Here is a 16,419-nt window from a genome sequence, read left to right as displayed (position 1 = left end):
GGTCGCTGACCCCGGAGACGAACGAAACATGGCAACCCTCGAACTGCGCAACCTGCACAAGAGCTACGGCAGCGGCCTGGCCGATACCCTCAGGGACATCCGGCTGAAGATCGACTCCGGCGAATTCCTGATCCTCGTCGGGCCCTCGGGTTGCGGCAAGTCGACCCTGATGAACTGCATCGCCGGGCTGGAGAGCATCACCGGCGGTGCGATCCTGGTGGACGGCCAGGACATCAGCGGCATGAGCCCCAAGGACCGCGACATCGCCATGGTCTTCCAGTCCTACGCCCTGTACCCGACCATGAGCGTGCGCGAGAACATCGCCTTCGGCCTGAAGATCCGCAAGATGCCCCAGGCCGCCATCGACGAGGAGGTGGCGCGGGTGGCCAGGCTGTTGCAGATCGAGCACCTGCTCGAACGCAAGCCGTCGCAGCTCTCCGGCGGCCAGCAGCAGCGGGTGGCCATGGGCCGGGCGCTGGCGCGGCGGCCCAAGGTCTACCTGTTCGACGAGCCGCTGTCCAACCTCGATGCCAAGCTGCGGGTGGAAATGCGCACCGAGCTGAAGCTGATGCACCAGCGGCTGAAGACCACGACCGTGTATGTCACCCACGACCAGATCGAGGCCATGACCCTCGGCGACAAGGTGGCGGTGATGAAGGACGGCGTCATCCAGCAGTTCGGCACGCCGCAGCAGATCTACAACGACCCGGCCAACCTGTTCGTCGCCAGCTTCATCGGTTCGCCGCCGATGAATTTCATTCCGTTGCGCCTGCAGCGCCGGGACGGACGCTGGACCGGCCTGCTCGATAGCGGCCAGGACCGTATCGAACTGCCGCTGAGCCTGGAGCCCGGCCTGGAGGAGGGGCGCGAGCTGATCCTCGGCGTACGACCGGAGCAGATCGCCCTGGGCGATGGCAGCGCTGCCCATGACCTGCGTACCGAGGTCGAGGTGCTCGAACCGACCGGGCCGGACACCCTGGTCTTCGTCACCGTCAACCAGGTCAAGGTCTGTTGCCGCCTGGCGCCGGACGTCGCGCCGGCCGTGGGCAGCGGCATGAGCCTGCGCTTCGATCCCGCGCGGGTCCTGCTGTTCGACGCGCAGAGCGGCGAGCGCGTGGCCGTGCGCACGGCGGGCGTGGCGGCGGAGAAGGTCACCGCCTTGAACGGCAATCGCCAGAAGAACTCCTGAATCCTTTCGTACTGCCTAGACCACAACCACGAGGACGCTGGAAATGTACAAGAACAAGAAAACCAGACCGGCCGCCAGGACCGTTGGCTGCCTGTTTGCCCTTGGAGCGCTGGGCTTGGGGAGCGCGGCGCACGCCGCCGAGGCGTTCTCCCCGAACTCGAAATGGATGCTCGGCGATTGGGGCGGCAAGCGCACCGAGCTGCTGGAGAAGGGCTACGACTTCAAGCTGGAGTACGTCGGCGAGGCGGCGGCCAACCTCGATGGCGGCTATGACGACGACAAGACCGGACGCTACACCGACCAGTTCGCCCTGGGCGTGCACATGGACCTGGAGAAGATCCTCGGCTGGAAGGCTACCGAGTTCCAGTTCACCGTCACCGAGCGCAACGGCAAGAACCTTTCCAACGACCGCATCGGCGACCCGCGTGCCGGGCACATCAGCTCGGTGCAGGAGGTCTGGGGCCGCGGGCAGACCTGGCGGCTGACCCAGCTGTGGCTCAAGCAGCAGTACTTCGACGGCGCGCTGGACGTGAAATTCGGCCGTTTCGGCGAGGGCGAGGACTTCAACAGCTTCCCCTGCGATTTCCAGAACCTGGCCTTCTGCGGCTCGCAGGTGGGCAACTGGGCGGGGAGCATCTGGTACAACTGGCCGGTCAGCCAGTGGGCGTTGCGGGTGAAGTACAACTTCGCGCCGGACTGGTACGTGCAGGTCGGCGCCTACGAGCAGAACCCGTCGAACCTGGAGACCGGCAACGGCTTCAAGATGAGCGGCAGCGGGACCAAGGGCGCGCTGCTGCCGGTGGAGCTGATCTGGCAGCCGAAGGTCGGCGCCGAGCAACTGCCGGGCGAGTACCGGCTGGGCTACTACTACAGCACGGCGAAGGCCGATGACGTCTACGACGACGTCGACGGCCAGCCGCAGGGGCTGACCGGCAACGACTTCAAGTCGCGCGGCAGCAAGCATGGCTGGTGGGTGGTGGCGCAGCAGCAGGTCACTTCGCACAACGGCGATGCTTCGCGCGGGTTGAGCCTGTTCGCCAACCTGACGGTCCACGACAAGGCGACCAACGTGGTGGACAACTACCAGCAGCTCGGGGTGGTCTACAAGGGTCCGTTCGATGCGCGGCCGAAGGACGACATCGGCCTGGGCATCGCGCGCATCCACGTCAACGACGATGTGAAGAAGCGCCAGCGCCTGGTGAACCAGGTGAACGGCATCGACGATTACGACAACCCGCTGTACCAGCCGCTGCAGGACACCGAGTACAACGCCGAGCTGTACTACGGGGTGCATGTGACCGACTGGCTGACGGTGCGGCCGAACCTGCAATACATCAAGCAGCCGGGCGGGGTCGACGAGGTCGACAACGCGCTGGTGGCGGGGATCAAGATCCAGACGGTGTTCTGACCGTCGCGTTGCCTGCTCCGGTGTTGTGCCTGGGCCCGCCCGAGCGTTTCGGGCGGGCCGTTTTTTTCCGGCGACCGCTCTTCCCGGCTGCCTGTTACAAACCGACTACGCTTTTCCTGTGCCGATCATTTGGGGCTTGCGTGCGAAATGTAGTAAAACTACACGGATGCACGCCCGGGCTTTCCGGGAAGGGGAGAGGGTAGGACAATCGGACATGCTTGAGCATCCGCTGCAGCGTTTCTTTCATTCCATGCGGGCCAAGCGACCGTTCGACTGGGTACGCTTCCAACGTCGCGATCTGCTGTTGATCGACCATCCGCTGTGCCAGGCCGTATTCAGTCGGCAAGGGGCGCAGCTCCTGCATTTCCAGCCGCAGGGCGAACGCCCGTTGCTGTGGTGCGCCAGCGAATGGCCGGCCCTCAGCAGTGCGCCGGTGCGCGGCGGCATCCCGGTCTGCTGGCCGTGGTTCGGCAGCCATCCGAACGGCAGCGAATGGCCGCAGCAGGGCTGGGCGCGGCAACGCGAATGGCGCCTGCTGGATGCCTACGCCGACGAAAGCAAGGTGGTGGTGAGCTGGCAACTGGACCTGGAGGACTGGCACGTGCGCCTCGATGCGCGCCTTGGCCAGCGCCTGGAGCTGGAGCTGTGCAGCTACCATGAGGAAGACGACGATTGCCTGTTCAGCTTCGCCCTGCAGCCCTACTGGCGGGTCGGCGCGCTGAGCCGGGTGGTGGTGCACGGCATGGAGCTGGAGTCGGCTCGCGGCCAGCGCGGCGCTTCGCGGATTCCGGGAACCTGGATACCGCGCGGCGCGGTCAAGCAGGTGCTCTACCATCCCGGATCGCTGGTGCTGGAGGACGGCGGCTGGAACCGCCGCTTGCGGATCGACAAGAACGTCAGCGCCGGCAGCGTGATCTGGCACCCCGGCAGCCGCCCGGTGGAGCAGGTCGAGCCGGGCGAAGCGGAACGCTTCCTCTGTATCGGCGCCGCTGGCTACCGCCCGGGTGGGCTGATCCTGGCGCCCGGCGAACGCATGCGCCTGAGTCTCGCCGCCGGCCTGCAATAGGCAGGCGGTCAGTTGTCCTCGTCGAGGGGATAGCGGGTCGGCACCAGGCTTTCCTTGATCCGCCGCAGGTGCGGCTGGAAGTCCACGCCGCGGCGCAGGGTCACTCCGGTGGCCAGTACGTCGAGCACGGTGAGCTGGACGATCCGCGAAGTCATCGGCATGTAGATGTCGGTGTCTTCCGGCAACGGGATGTCCAGGCACAGGGTGCTGGCCCTGGCCAGCGGCGAGCCGGCGGCGGTCAGGCCGAGCACCGAGGCGCCGTTCTCCCGCGCAAGGTGCGCCACCTCCACCAGCTCGCGGGTGCGTCCGGTATAGGAAATCACCACGAACAGGTCGCCGGTATGCGCCACCGAGGCGATCATCCGTTGCATCAGCACGTCGGCCTGGGCGCTCACCGCCAGGTTGAAGCGGAAGAACTTGTGCTGCGCGTCGAGCGCTACCGAGGCCGAGGCGCCGAGACCGAAGAAGTGGATCTGCCGGGCCTGGATCAACAGGTCCACGGCGCGGTCGATGACGCGTGGGTCGAGCAGCTTGTGGGCGCTGTCGAGGGAGGCGATGGTGTTGCTGAAGATCTTCCGTGTATAGGCTTCCGGCCCGTCGTCCTCGGCTACCGCCTGGGTCACGAAGGCAGCGCCGCTAGCCAGGCTCTGGGCCAGCTGGATCTTCAGTTCCGGATAGCCGCTCATGCCGAAGGAGCGACAGAAGCGGTTCACCGTCGGTTCGCTGACCGCTGCCGCCTGGGCCAGGGCGGCGATGCTGAAGCGGGTGGCCTGCTGCGGGTTCTGCAGGATGACCTCGGCGACTTTGCGCTCCGCCTTGTTCAGTTCGTCCAGGCGGCTCTGGATCTGCTCCAGCAGGTTTTTCATCCGGGTTCCTCGTGTTCTGTCGGCCCGGCGGGGAAGGGCCGGCGGCGGCGCCTATCCTAACGTCAGGCCGGCATGCGACCAACAGCGTGGCGGGCTGGGAAAAATATGTTGTTTAATTACTACATATTTGTCTTAATTGCGCAGTGGATGGCTCAATATCACTCAATATTTGGTTGGTAACAACAAATGCCTGATGTCCGCGTTCTGCCTTGCACGTTAGCGCTGTTCGGTGCGCTGGGCGATCTCGCCTTGCGCAAGCTGTTCCCGGCGCTCTACCAACTCGATCGCGAGAACCTGCTGCACCGCGATACCCGCGTCCTGGCCCTGGCCCGTGACGAAGGCGCTCCCGCCGAACACCTGGCGACGCTGGAGCAGCGCCTGCGCCTGGCGGTGCCGGCGAAGGAGTGGGACGACGCGGTCTGGCAGCGTTTCCGCGAACGCCTCGACTACCTGAGCATGGACTTCCTCGACCCGCAGGCCTATGTCGGCTTGCGCGAGGCGGTGGACGACGAACTGCCGCTGGTCGCCTACTTCGCCACGCCGGCCTCGGTGTTCGGCGGCATCTGCGAGAACCTCGCCGCCGCCGGTCTCGCCGAGCGCACCCGGGTGGTGCTGGAGAAGCCCATCGGTCATGACCTGGAGTCGTCCCGCGAGGTCAACGAGGCAGTCGCCCGGTTCTTCCCGGAAAGCCGCATCTACCGGATCGACCATTACCTGGGCAAGGAGACGGTGCAGAACCTGATCGCCCTGCGCTTCGCCAACAGCCTCTTCGAGACCCAGTGGAACCAGAACCACATCTCCCACGTGGAGATCACCGTGGCCGAGAAGGTCGGCATCGAAGGCCGCTGGGGCTACTTCGACCAGGCCGGGCAACTGCGCGACATGGTGCAGAACCACCTGCTGCAACTGCTCTGCCTGATCGCCATGGATCCGCCCAGCGACCTTTCGGCGGACAGCATTCGCGACGAGAAGGTCAAGGTGCTCCGCGCCCTCGAGCCGATTCCCGCCGAACAACTGGCTTCGCGCGTGGTGCGTGGGCAGTACACCGCCGGTTTCAGCGACGGCAAGGCAGTGCCGGGCTACCTGGAGGAGGAACATGCGAATCGCGACAGCGACGCGGAAACCTTCGTCGCCCTGCGCGTGGATATCCGCAACTGGCGCTGGTCGGGCGTGCCGTTCTACCTGCGCACCGGCAAGCGCATGCCGCAGAAGCTGTCGCAGATCGTCATCCACTTCAAGGAGCCGCCGCACTACATCTTCGCTCCCGAGCAGCGTTCGCTGATCAGCAACCGGCTGATCATCCGCCTGCAGCCGGACGAAGGTATCTCCCTGCAAGTGATGACCAAGGACCAGGGTCTGGGCAAGGGCATGCAATTGCGTACCGGCCCGCTGCAACTGAGTTTTTCCGAGACCTACCACGCGGCGCGGATTCCCGATGCCTACGAGCGTCTGCTGCTGGAGGTCACCCAGGGCAACCAGTACCTGTTCGTGCGCAAGGACGAGGTGGAGTTCGCCTGGAAGTGGTGCGACCAGCTGATCGCTGGCTGGGAACGCCTGAGCGAAGCGCCCAAGCCGTATCCGGCGGGGAGTTGGGGGCCGGTGGCCTCGGTGGCCCTGGTGGCCCGCGATGGGAGGAGTTGGTATGGCGATTTCTGAGTTGAAGCTGCCGGCCGGCGTCGGCCTGCAGGTCTGGGGCAGCGCCGCCGAGCAGGCCCGCGGCCTGGCCGCCGAGGTCGCCGGCCGGTTGCGCTCGGCGCTGGCCGAGCAGGGCCAGGCGCTGCTGGTGGTGTCCGGTGGGCGCAGTCCGGTGGCCTTCCTCGAAGCCTTGAGCGAGGAGCCGCTGGACTGGTCGCGGATCACCCTCAGCCTGGCCGACGAGCGCTGGGTGCCGGAGTCGCATGCCGATAGCAACGCCGGCCTGGTTCGCCGCCACCTGCTCCGTGGCGAGGCGGCGAAGGCGCGCTTCATCGGCCTCTACCAGCCGGCGGCGAGCCTGGAGGAAGCGGCCGAGCTGGCCGACCACCACCTGCACGAGCTGCCGTTGCCGATCGACGTGCTGGTCCTTGGCATGGGCGACGACGGCCATACCGCCTCGCTGTTCCCGAACAGCCCTGGCCTGGACCTGGCGATGGATCCCCAGGGCACGCGCCGTTGCCTGCCGATGTGGGCGCCGAGCGTGCCGCACCAGCGCCTGACCCTGCCGCGCGCCGTGCTGGCGGCGGCGAAGGTGCAGCTGCTGGCGATCCAGGGCCAGTCCAAGCTGGCCACCCTGAACACCGCGCTGGCGGTCGAGGACGAACGGCGGATGCCGGTTCGCGCCTTCCTCCGCGCGCCGCTGACGATCCATTGGTACCCCTGAGTGGCGGAGCTGTAGCCATGCACAACCTTGAACAGAAGACCGCCCGCATCGACACGCTGTGCCGGGAGGCGCGCATCCTCCCGGTGATCACCATCGACCGCGAGGCGGACATCCTGCCGATGGCCGATGCCCTCGCCGCCGGCGGCCTGACCGCCCTGGAGATCACCCTGCGCACGGCACACGGGCTGACCGCCATCCGTCGCCTCAGCGAGGAGCGCCCGCACCTGCGCATCGGCGCCGGCACCGTGCTCGACCCGCAGACCTTCGCCGCCGCGGAAAAGGCCGGGGCGAGCTTCGTGGTCACCCCGGGATGCACCGACGAGTTGCTGCGCTTCGCCCTGGACAGCGAAGTCCCGCTGTTGCCCGGCGTGGCCAGCGCTTCCGAGATCATGCTCGCCTACCGCCATGGCTACCGCCGCTTCAAGCTGTTTCCCGCCGAGGTCAGCGGCGGCCCGGCGGCGCTGAAGGCGTTCTCGGGACCATTCCCCGATATCCGCTTCTGCCCCACCGGAGGCGTCAGCCTGAACAATCTCGCCGACTACCTGGCGGTACCCAACGTGATGTGCGTCGGCGGCACCTGGATGCTGCCCAAGGCCGTGGTCGACCGCGGCGACTGGGCCCAGGTCGAGCGCCTCAGCCGCGAAGCCCTGGAGCGCTTCGCCGAGCACCGCAGACACTGAGACTGCCCGCCTGGGCATGCCCGGCTTCGGCCGGGTTTTTTTATGCCGTCCGGATTATCCGGGGCATGGAACGGCTAACGTCATCCGCGTTATTCGCCGATGCGCCGGCGTTCCCGCAGATAGTCGCCGAGCCGGCTCTGCAGGTAGGGTACGGCCATGGCATGCGCGAGGTAGGCGTCCACCTCCATCAATCGCCAGTATTGTCCTTCGTCGCCGAAGCGGATGGCCTCGAACTCGCGGTCCTCCAGGCGCGCCACCAGGAAGTAGGCGAAGGGCGCGCTGCCGCTGGTGCTCGGATACTGTCGCTGCCATTCGATACGAGGTTCTTCCAGGCGGATGGAGAACTCTTCCTCGAGTTCGCGCAGGGCGCATTCGGCAGGCGTCTCCAGGCCCTCGCGGCCGCCGCCGGGAAAGTCCCAGTAGCCGGGGAAGGGAATGCCGGGTTTTTCGTCGCGTTTGTAGACGACCAGGTGGTCGCCATAGAACAGCGCCAGCTTGGCGCCGCTGAAGGGAGGGACATCGTGCACCGGGGCCTCCGGGTGGCGGGGTGGGTGAACCCGGCCTAGTCTAGCGGGATTGTCCGGGTTTCCGCCCGGGGACGGTGCTTTGTCCTGACGAAGCGCGTATGATGCGCGCCCTTCGATTCGTTGCCAGCCACACCGGGAGGTGCCCAGATGAACGATACCCCAGAGAATCCCCACGTACCGGTCGGGGAAAAATTGCAGAAAGTCCTCGCCCGTCTCGGCGTCGGTTCCCGGCGCGACGTAGAAGTGTGGATCGCCGAAGGCCGGGTCAACGTCAATGGCAGCGTGGCCAGCCTCGGCCAGCGGGTCGACAGCCACGATGCGATCACCGTCGATGGCCACCTGATCCGCCGCGAAGAGGCCGCCGAGAATGTCCGTCGCGTGCTGATCTACAACAAGCCGGAAGGCGAGGTCTGCACCCGTGACGATCCGGAAGGCCGCCCGACCATCTTCGACCGCCTGCCGCGCCTGCGCACCGGTCGCTGGATCAATGTCGGTCGCCTGGACATCAATACCACCGGCCTGCTGCTGTTCACCACCGATGGCGAACTGGCCAACCGCCTGATGCATCCTTCCTATGAGATGGACCGCGAGTACGCGGTACGGGTGCGCGGCGAGGTCACCGAAGAGATGATCGAGCGCCTGCTCAACGGCGTGATGCTCGAGGACGGCCCGGCCAAGTTCAGCGATATCCAGCAGGCGCCGGGCGGCGAAGGCTTCAACCACTGGTACCACTGCGTAGTGATGGAGGGCCGCAACCGCGAGGTGCGCCGGTTGTGGGAATCCCAGGGATTGGTGGTCAGCCGCCTGAAGCGGGTGCGTTTCGGCCCGGTGTTCCTGACCTCCGAGCTGACCATGGGCCGCTACCGCGAAATGGACCAGCGCGAAATCGACATCCTCAGCGAGGAAGTCGGCCTCAAGCCGGTGGCGCTGCCGGGCATGACCACCAAGGCGCGCGAGAAGGCCGAACGCCAGCAGCGCAAGCAGGCCCGTCCGCTGGCGCGCAGCGAGCGTCCGGAAGCCGGGCGCAAGCGTGCGCCAAGGCGCGAGGACGGCGAGAATGCCGCTCGTCGCGCGCCGGCTTCGCGTCCCGCGCGCGGTCCGCAGCCGAGCGCCGAGCGCAAGGGGCGCGAGCAGGGCACTCCGGTTGCCGAGCGGCCCCGCGAGAGCAACCGCAAGCCGCGCCCGAGCAAGCCGCGCGACGAGCGTCCGGCCAGCGCGCCGGGCGACAAGCCGGCGGCCCGCAAGCCGCAGGTCAAGCGGCGGCCGAAACCGGCCGGCGACGGTATGCGTCCGGGCTTCCGCCGCTGAGCGGAAAGCGCCCTGGAAAGGCCCCTTTGGGGGCCTTTTTCATGCCTGGTAATCGGTGTCTAATGGTCGCCCGCACACAAGGAGGTGGTGAAATGCACAGGATCCTGGCTATTGCGCTCTGTGCGCTATGGAGCGTCGCCGGGCTGGCCGAGGATGCGGCGATGCCGGCGCAGAGCTGTGCAAGCCTTGGCGAGGCGACGGCCGGCCCCGAGGACAACTTCCGTCCGCCGCTGGAGGGCGAGGTGATCGACAAGGGGCGCGCCTATTTCCACAGCGCGCCGCGTGCCGACTGTGTCACCGGGGTCTTCGTGATTCCCGGCGACTTCGTCACTGTCTACAAGCCGAGCGGCGAGTGGCTGAACGTCATGTACCTGGCTCGAGACGGCAAGGAAACCAGCGGCTGGCTGCTGGAGAAACGCGTCCGCTTGCGCCAGGCCTATGGCGCCCCGGACGAGCCGGCGCAGCCATAAGCGGCAGGACCTTGGCGGAAACCGTGACTGCGCCGGTGAGAGCCGTCGCCACTGCCGTCGCCCGATGCGCCTGCTCCGCGCTTCGGGGGCGAGTCGGCAAGCCTCAGGCGCAGCGCAGGCGGTTGCGGCCGTCGCGCTTGGCTTCGTAGAGCGCCTCGTCGACCCGTCGCAGCAGGTCGTCGCTGCCTTCGCCGGGTCGCAGGTCGGCGCAACCGAGGCTGATCGACAGCTTCAGCGGTTCGCCGGCGTGCCGGTAGTCCAACTCCTCCACCGCCTGGCGCAGGCGTTCGCCGACCATGCAGGCAGCCTGCAGCGGCGTGCTGGACAGCAGGACGAGGAATTCCTCGCCGCCGAAACGGAACACCATGTCGACATTGCGCAGGTGGTCCTTGATGGTTTCCGCCACGGCCTTGAGGGCTTCGTCGCCGACGGTGTGACCGTAGTGGTCGTTGACCCGCTTGAAGTGGTCGATATCGAGCATCAGCACCGAGAGCGGTTGCAGGTTGCGCCGGGCCAGTTCCAGTTCGCGGCCGAGCGCCTGGTCCATGGCGATGCGGTTGCCGGTGCCGGTCAGGGCGTCGCGCAGGGCGGTCTGGATCGCGGCGCGATAGAGCAGGGCGTTGCGCAGCGGGAACAGCAGGGTGCCGAGCAGGCTCTCCAGTTGCCGTTGTTCGTCTTCGCCGAGGCGCTGGCGGCGACGGAAGATCAGTTCGCCGAGGTAGTCGCTGTCATGGCTCAGGCGATAGCTCACCGAATGCTTGGCGCTGCTGCCGAACTCCAGGCGCAGGTCGGAGCCCGGATGGCGGTAGCCAAGGGCGTCCAGCGGGATCAGTTGGCGGACTTCCTCGAAGAACAGGCCGAGAATCCGCTCCGCCTCCAGGCTGCTCTGCAACTGTAGGGTCAGTTGCTGGCGCAACTCCGTCAGGTTGCTGGCGCGCGGCCCGCTGGCGTTGCCGCCGGGCTGGGGGCCGCGCTTCTGCTTGGCGGCGTCGAAATCGATGGTATTGGACTGCTTGGGAGGAGCCATGCGCGGAACCTCTGGCGCGAAAGACGGCGACAGTAGGGCTAAGGCGAGTTTCGTGCCAGCCAACTGAAGAACGGAGAAATCAGAGGCACAGACAGGTTTTCCTAGGAATGGTTTCCACATTCTGTAGGAATTTCGGAGAGATTTCGACGGAATAATGGCGTTTTGCTGGCGAGTGGCCGAGGCGCTCGTCGGAAAGCTGGCGCTCCGCTAGCGGAGCGCCGCCATGGTTCAACTGAAGGCGTTGATGAACCAGGTGATAGCAGGGATGGCGACGAGATCGATCAGTACCGCGCCGCACAGGGGCACGATGATGAAGGCCTTGTGCGAGAACACCCGATAGTGCTCGCAGACCGCGCCCATGTTGGCCACCGCGTTGGGCGTGGCGCCCAGGCCGTGGCCGAGGAAGCCGGCGCAGAGCACCGCGGCGTCGTAGTTGCGGCCGAGCAGGCGGAACAGCACGAAGATCGTCAGCAGCAACAGCACCGCGACCTGGATGAACAGTACGCCGAGCAGCGGCAGGCCGAGGTTCTCCAGCTCCCAGAACTTCAGGCTCATCATCGCCATGGTCAGGAAGATGCCCAGGCAGACGTCGCCCAGGGTACCGACGGCGTGGTCCGGAATGCGCAGCCAGCCGAGCCGGTCGTCGAGGTTGCGCAGGACGATGGCGATGAACATCGCCCCGACATAACTGGGCAGCACCAGGCCCAGGCGTTCCTGGAGCGCGTCGCCGAGCCAGAAGCCGAGCACCATCACCAGCAGCACGCAGGTCAGCAGGCGCAGCAGGAGATTGCCGTCCAGCGTGGCCGCCGCATGCTGGCGTCGCTCCTGCTGGCCGAGGGCTTCCAGCCGGTTGTCGCTTTCCGCCTGCACCGGCAGGCGGTTGCGTTCGATCAGCCAGCGCGCCACCGGGCTGCCGAGCAGCCCGCCAGCGACCATGCCGAAGGTGGCCGAGGCCAGCGCCACGGTGGTCGCGCCCTGGGCGCCGAGCCCTTCCGCAACCGGGCCGAAGGCCGCCGCCGCGCCGAAACCGCCTTCCAGCGACACCGCGCCGGCCATGATCCCGAGCAGCGGGTCGAGGCCGAGCAGCCCGGCGCTGCCGACGCCGATCAGGTTCTGCAGTATCGCCAGCGCCCAGCAGGCCGACAGGTAGACCAGCAGGGTCTTGCCGCCCTTGCGCAGCAGGCCGAGGCTGCCACCGAGGCCGACGGTGGTGAAGAACGCCACCATCAGGGGTGTCTGCAGGCTGGTGTCGAGGCCGATGTCGAGCCAGCCGCGATCCCTGAGCAGCCAGACCAGGAAGGCGAAGCCGAAGCCGGCGATCACCGGTGACGGTACGCACAGACGTGTCAGCCAGCGGCTGCGCTTCTTCAATTGGCTGCCGAGGGCGAGCAGGAGCAGGGCGAGGGCGGTGGTGGACAGGGCGTCCAGGTGCAATGTCGGCATGGCGGGGCTCTATTGTTGTTGTGTGGGCGAAAGGGTGATCAGTTGACCAGGCTGTCGACCAGGCGCGCGGCGATCCGGGCGGTGCGCTGGTCGCTATCGAGTTGCGGGTTGAGTTCGGCGATGTCGGCCAGGCGCAGCTTGCCGCTGGCCTTGGCGCGGCGGACCAGGTGCTCCACCACCGGCATCTCCACGCCGTGCGCCGAGGGCGCGCTGACGCCGGGCGCCTGGGCGGCCGGGAGCACGTCGAGGCAAACGGTCAGGTAGAGGTGGTCGACGGATTGCAGGAAGCTGTCGAGGAAGGCTTCGCTGCGTTCCAGGTTCCACGGCTGCAACTGACGGTCCAGCAGGTAGCGCACACCCAGGCGCTGGGCCTGGTCGAACAGCGCCGCGGTGTTGCTCAGGCGGCTGATGCCCAGGCAGCAGTAGGCGAACGGCCAGTCGCTGGCCTGGCAGAGTTCGGCGATCTGGCGGAACGGCGTGCCGGAGCTGGCCCGTTCGGCGTGGCGCAGGTCGAAATGCGCGTCGAAATTGAGGATACCGATGCGCGGCAGGCGCTCATGCCGACTCAGGTGGCGGGCGAGGCCGGCGAAGCTGGCGTAGGCGATTTCGTGGCCGCCGCCCAGGCCGACCACCCGGTGGCCGCGCGCGAGCAGGTCGGCGACGCGTTGCGCGTAGCGTTCCTGGGCGGCTTCCAGATCGTCGCCGGCGACGATGTCGCCGGCATCGTAGATCGCTTGCTCGCCGTGCCAGGCCAGGTTGGCCAGCGCGCGACGCAAGGCTGGCGGTCCGTGGCGCGCGCCCTGGCGACCCTGGTTGCGGCGCACGCCTTCGTCGCTGGCGAAACCGAGCAGCACGCTGGCCGCTTCGGCGTCGTCTGCGTAGGGACGCATCCATTGGTGCCAGCGCCGCGCGTCGGCGCCTTCCTGGCTATCGATCCGGCCTTGCCAGAGGCTCATGTCGGGGGCGGGGTACATCGAAACTCCTGTTGGTCAGTCCAGCCGCGCGGAAAGTCGCGCGGCGGCGTCGAGGGTCCATTGCCGCAAGCGTTCGCTGCGCGACTGGGCGCGCAAGGCGGGGGCCATCAGGCTGAGGGCGCCGTGCAGGCGCTGGCGGCTGTCCAGCAGCGGTACGCTGATGCCCCAGACGCCTTCGTCGATCTCGCCCTGGCTGACGGCGTAGCCCTGTTCGCGGATCAGCCGGAGTTCCTGCTCCAGCTTGTCGATACGCTCGGCGGAGAGTTCCTGGGCGAGGTACAGCTCCTCGCGCCGTTCGTCCTCCAGGTGCGCCAGCAGGGCTTTGGCCGAGGCGCCATGCAACAGCGGCTGCGCCAGCCCTTTCTGGTAGCAGCAGCGCAGCGGCTGCGGACTGTCGAACAGTTCCAGGCAGATCGCCTGCTGGTTGCTGGCCACCATCAGCGCCACGCTCTCCTGGCTCAGGTCGGCCAGGCGCTTGAGTTCCGGTTTGGCGAGACCGATCAGCGAGGCCTCGCGATCGAATTTCTTCGCCAGTTGCAGGCAGGCCGGGCCGGGCAGGTAGCGGCCCTGGCCGGCCTGTTCTTCGGCCAGGCCCCAGCGCAACAGGGTCTTCAGGTGCCGGTAGGTGCTGCTCAGCGGCTGCTCCAGGGTCAGCGACAGCTCCTTGGCAGACAGGGCTTCGGGAGCCTGGCCGAGGGCAATGAGGATTTGCAGCAGGCGATCGGTGGGGGAATGCTTCGACATGGGAACTCCTTGACCCACAGGGTGAAGGCGATTTCCCGGAAAATGAAACCACTTTCCCACTCAGTGGGAAAAATATGCAAAAAGAATGGGAAGTTCCGGACGGGAAGAGGGAAGGGAAGGACAGGGCAGCCTCGCCGGGCGGCGAGGCTGCCGGGGAATCACTGGGCGTCGAAGGCCTGGCCGTTGACGCCGGCGCTGTCCGGCCCCATGAGGTACAGGTAGACCGGCATGATCTCCTCGCCGGTGGGGTTGTTCAGCGGGTTTTCCCCAGGGTAGGCGAGGGCGCGCATGCTGGTGCGGGTGGCGCCGGGGTTGACGCTGTTGGCGCGGATCGCGCTGGTACCGTCGAGTTCGTCGGCAAGGGTCTGCATCAGGCCCTCGGTGGCGAACTTCGATACCGAATAGGCGCCCCAGTAGGCGCGGCCCTTCCGGCCCACGCTGCTCGAGGTGAAGATGATCGAGGCGTCGCTGGAGAGCTTCATCAGCGGCAGCATGGCGGTGGTCAGCATGAACATGGCATTGACGTTCACCTGCATCACGCGCATGAAGTTCTCCCCGGAAATCTGCTGCATCGGCGAGCGCGGACCGAGGATCGAAGCGTTGTGCAGCAGGCCGTCGATGCGCCCGAACTCGTTCTCCAGGGTTGCCGCCAGTTCCTCGAACTGGTGCGGCTGGGCGGTCTCCAGGTTGAACGGGATCACGGCGGCCTGCGGATGGCCGGCGGCCTCGATGGCGTCGTAGACCTCGTTCAGGTACTCCTCGGTCTTGCCCAGCAGCAGCACGGTGGCGCCGTGGGCGGCGAAGGTCTTGGCGGCGGCGGCGCCGATGCCGCGGCCGGCGCCGGTGACCAGGATCACGCGGTCTTTCAGCAGGTCGGGGCGGGCGGAGTACTGGAACATGTCGAATCCTTTGAATGCATGACCCGCCTGGCGGCGGGTCGTTGTCTGTCGGTGGCGCTGCGGATCAGCAGTCGCAGAGCGCGCGGTCGAGAACGTCGATGAGTTCGCGCGGGTGGTCGACGATCACGTCGGCGCCCCAGTGCGCGGGGTTGTCTTCGGGGTGGATGTAGCCGTAGCGCACCGCCGCGGTCTTGGTCCCGGCGTCGCGGCCGGACTCGATGTCGCGCAGGTCGTCGCCGATGAACAGCACCCTCGACGGATCGATGCCGAGCTGGCTACAGGCCAGTAGCAGCGGCTCGGGATCGGGCTTGCTGCGGGTCACGTGGTCCGGGCAGACCAGCACCCTGGAACGCTCGGCGTAGCCCAGGCGCTGCATGATCGGTTCGGCGAAGCGCACCGGCTTGTTGGTCACCACGCCCCAGATCAACCCGGCTTTCTCGATCGCCGCAAGCAGTTCGGGGATGCCGTCGTAGGGCCGGCTGAGAACCGCGCAATGCTCCTGGTAGCGGTCGAGGAACTCCTGGCGCAGGGGTTCCAGTTCCGGGCTGTCCAGCGACAGGCCGAAGGCCGCGGCAACCATCGCGCGCGCGCCGCCGGAGACCACGTCGCGCACCCGTTGCTCGTCCACCGGCGGCAGGCCGTGGGCGGCACGCATGGCCTGGGTGATGGCGATGAAGTCCGGCGCCGTGTCGAGCAGGGTGCCATCCATGTCGAACAGTACCGCTTTGAGCCGCATGCGCTTCACGCCTCCCGCTGGGTCTGGACCATGTAGTTGACGTCGACGTCGTTGGCCAGCTTGTAGTGCTTGGTCAGCGGGTTGTAGGTCAGGCCGATGATGTCCTTGACCTCGAGACCGGCCTCGCGCGACCAGGCGCCGAGTTCCGACGGACGGATGAACTTGCGGAAATCGTGGGTCCCGCGCGGCAGCAACTGGAGGATGTACTCCGCGCCGATCACCGCGAACAGGTAGGCCTTGGGATTGCGGTTGATGGTCGAGAGGAAAACCTGTCCGCCCGGCTTGACCAGGCGGTGGCAGGCGCGGATCACCGAGGCCGGGTCCGGCACGTGTTCGAGCATCTCCAGGCAGGTGACCACGTCGAACTGCCCGGGCATTTCCTCGGCCATCTGCTCGGCGGTGATCTGCCGGTAGTCGACGGCGACGCCGGATTCCAGCTGGTGAAGGCGCGCCACCGCGAGCGGCGCTTCGCCCATGTCGATGCCGGTGACGTTGGCGCCGCGCTGGGCCATGGCTTCGCTGAGGATGCCGCCGCCGCAACCGATGTCGAGCACCTTCTTGCCGGCCAGGCCGGCGCGCTCGTCGATCCAGTTGACGCGCAGCGGGTTGATATCGTGGAGCGGCTTGAACTCGCTCTCGCGGTCCCACCAGCGATGGGCCAGTGCCTCGAATTTGGCGATCTCGGCGTGGTCGACGTTGCTCATAATCGTTCCCGTTGAAGAG

17 protein-coding genes are annotated in these 16,419 nt (G+C 67.0%); 8 read left to right on the top strand and 9 right to left on the bottom strand.

The genetic code is table 11. The features are described 5' to 3' along the window. Window positions 1-28: 28 nt before the first annotated feature. The 3 genes from FOC67_RS17035 (at window position 29) to FOC67_RS17025 (ending at window position 3,663) form a co-directional block, all read left to right on the top strand. Window positions 29-1,189: an ABC transporter ATP-binding protein gene (locus FOC67_RS17035; RefSeq protein WP_009313742.1), complete on the top strand. Its 1,161-nt coding sequence runs from the start codon at window positions 29-31 to the stop codon at window positions 1,187-1,189. Between the two features lie 43 nt (window positions 1,190-1,232). Next, the gene (gene oprB, locus FOC67_RS17030; RefSeq protein WP_003116413.1) at window positions 1,233-2,597 is read left to right on the top strand and encodes a carbohydrate porin OprB; all 1,365 of its coding nucleotides are present in this window, start codon (window positions 1,233-1,235) and stop codon (window positions 2,595-2,597) included. A 214-nt stretch (window positions 2,598-2,811) separates the two neighbouring features. Next, window positions 2,812-3,663, top strand: coding sequence for a D-hexose-6-phosphate mutarotase (locus FOC67_RS17025; RefSeq protein WP_003112064.1), 852 nt, complete (start codon window positions 2,812-2,814; stop codon window positions 3,661-3,663). An 8-nt stretch (window positions 3,664-3,671) separates the two neighbouring features. On the opposite strand, the gene FOC67_RS17020 is transcribed toward FOC67_RS17025, so the two are convergent. Then, complete coding sequence (locus FOC67_RS17020) at window positions 3,672-4,529, bottom strand: MurR/RpiR family transcriptional regulator (RefSeq protein WP_003091466.1); 858 nt, start codon at window positions 4,527-4,529, stop codon at window positions 3,672-3,674. Window positions 4,530-4,715: 186 nt separating this feature from the next. Between FOC67_RS17020 and zwf the strand changes: the two genes are divergently transcribed. From zwf to FOC67_RS17005, 3 genes are read left to right on the top strand one after another with little or no spacing between them, the layout of a single operon-like run. After that, window positions 4,716-6,185 carry a glucose-6-phosphate dehydrogenase gene (gene zwf / locus FOC67_RS17015; protein ID WP_003091465.1) on the top strand — a complete coding sequence of 490 codons (1,470 nt, stop codon included), beginning with the start codon at window positions 4,716-4,718 and terminating at the stop codon, window positions 6,183-6,185. Further along, the gene (pgl, locus tag FOC67_RS17010) at window positions 6,172-6,888 is read left to right on the top strand and encodes a 6-phosphogluconolactonase (protein ID WP_003130495.1); all 717 of its coding nucleotides are present in this window, start codon (window positions 6,172-6,174) and stop codon (window positions 6,886-6,888) included. The genes zwf and pgl overlap by 14 nt, the downstream gene beginning before the upstream one ends. A gap of 17 nt (window positions 6,889-6,905) precedes the next feature. Beyond that, window positions 6,906-7,568 (top strand): bifunctional 4-hydroxy-2-oxoglutarate aldolase/2-dehydro-3-deoxy-phosphogluconate aldolase, encoded by a 663-nt coding sequence (locus tag FOC67_RS17005; protein WP_003138452.1) that lies wholly within the window; start codon window positions 6,906-6,908, stop codon window positions 7,566-7,568. Window positions 7,569-7,657: 89 nt separating this feature from the next. Here the strand turns inward: FOC67_RS17005 and FOC67_RS17000 are convergent, their stop codons facing one another. Next, a complete protein-coding gene (locus tag FOC67_RS17000; protein ID WP_003107683.1) occupies window positions 7,658-8,095 on the bottom strand; it encodes an NUDIX hydrolase in 438 nt (145 codons plus the stop codon). Between the two features lie 147 nt (window positions 8,096-8,242). Between FOC67_RS17000 and rluB the strand changes: the two genes are divergently transcribed. Then, complete coding sequence (rluB, locus tag FOC67_RS16995; protein ID WP_031638952.1) at window positions 8,243-9,403, top strand: 23S rRNA pseudouridine(2605) synthase RluB; 1,161 nt, start codon at window positions 8,243-8,245, stop codon at window positions 9,401-9,403. Between the two features lie 92 nt (window positions 9,404-9,495). Then, window positions 9,496-9,873: a hypothetical protein gene (locus FOC67_RS16990; RefSeq protein WP_009313747.1), complete on the top strand. Its 378-nt coding sequence runs from the start codon at window positions 9,496-9,498 to the stop codon at window positions 9,871-9,873. Between the two features lie 103 nt (window positions 9,874-9,976). Here FOC67_RS16990 and FOC67_RS16985 read toward each other — a convergent pair whose 3' ends face one another. From FOC67_RS16985 to ubiG, 7 genes are all read right to left on the bottom strand, one after another. Beyond that, window positions 9,977-10,900, bottom strand: coding sequence for a GGDEF domain-containing protein (locus tag FOC67_RS16985; protein WP_003091460.1), 924 nt, complete (start codon window positions 10,898-10,900; stop codon window positions 9,977-9,979). A gap of 228 nt (window positions 10,901-11,128) precedes the next feature. Then, entirely contained in the window at window positions 11,129-12,343 is a 1,215-nt protein-coding gene (gltS, locus tag FOC67_RS16980; RefSeq protein ID WP_003091456.1) for a sodium/glutamate symporter, read from the bottom strand. A gap of 38 nt (window positions 12,344-12,381) precedes the next feature. Then, a complete protein-coding gene (hutG, locus tag FOC67_RS16975) occupies window positions 12,382-13,317 on the bottom strand; it encodes a formimidoylglutamase (RefSeq protein WP_003091455.1) in 936 nt (311 codons plus the stop codon). Window positions 13,318-13,332: 15 nt separating this feature from the next. After that, window positions 13,333-14,061 (bottom strand): IclR family transcriptional regulator, encoded by a 729-nt coding sequence (locus tag FOC67_RS16970; RefSeq protein ID WP_003091454.1) that lies wholly within the window; start codon window positions 14,059-14,061, stop codon window positions 13,333-13,335. 158 nt (window positions 14,062-14,219) lie between these two features. After that, a complete protein-coding gene (locus tag FOC67_RS16965; protein WP_003091453.1) occupies window positions 14,220-14,960 on the bottom strand; it encodes a YciK family oxidoreductase in 741 nt (246 codons plus the stop codon). Window positions 14,961-15,024: 64 nt separating this feature from the next. After that, window positions 15,025-15,705 carry an N-acetylmuramic acid 6-phosphate phosphatase MupP gene (mupP, locus tag FOC67_RS16960; RefSeq protein ID WP_003119716.1) on the bottom strand — a complete coding sequence of 227 codons (681 nt, stop codon included), beginning with the start codon at window positions 15,703-15,705 and terminating at the stop codon, window positions 15,025-15,027. Continuing rightward, on the bottom strand, window positions 15,702-16,400 hold the full coding sequence (ubiG, locus tag FOC67_RS16955) for a bifunctional 2-polyprenyl-6-hydroxyphenol methylase/3-demethylubiquinol 3-O-methyltransferase UbiG (RefSeq protein WP_003091451.1): 699 nt from the start codon (window positions 16,398-16,400) through the stop codon (window positions 15,702-15,704). Before ubiG ends, mupP begins: the two co-directional genes overlap by 4 nt. Window positions 16,401-16,419 lie beyond the last annotated feature (19 nt).

Source organism: Pseudomonas sp. FDAARGOS_761 (assembly GCF_013343155.1).
Taxonomy (GTDB): Bacteria; Pseudomonadota; Gammaproteobacteria; order Pseudomonadales; family Pseudomonadaceae; genus Pseudomonas; species Pseudomonas aeruginosa.
Note: the sequence above shows the minus strand (reverse complement) of the source record. Positions and strands in the feature narration are given on the sequence as shown.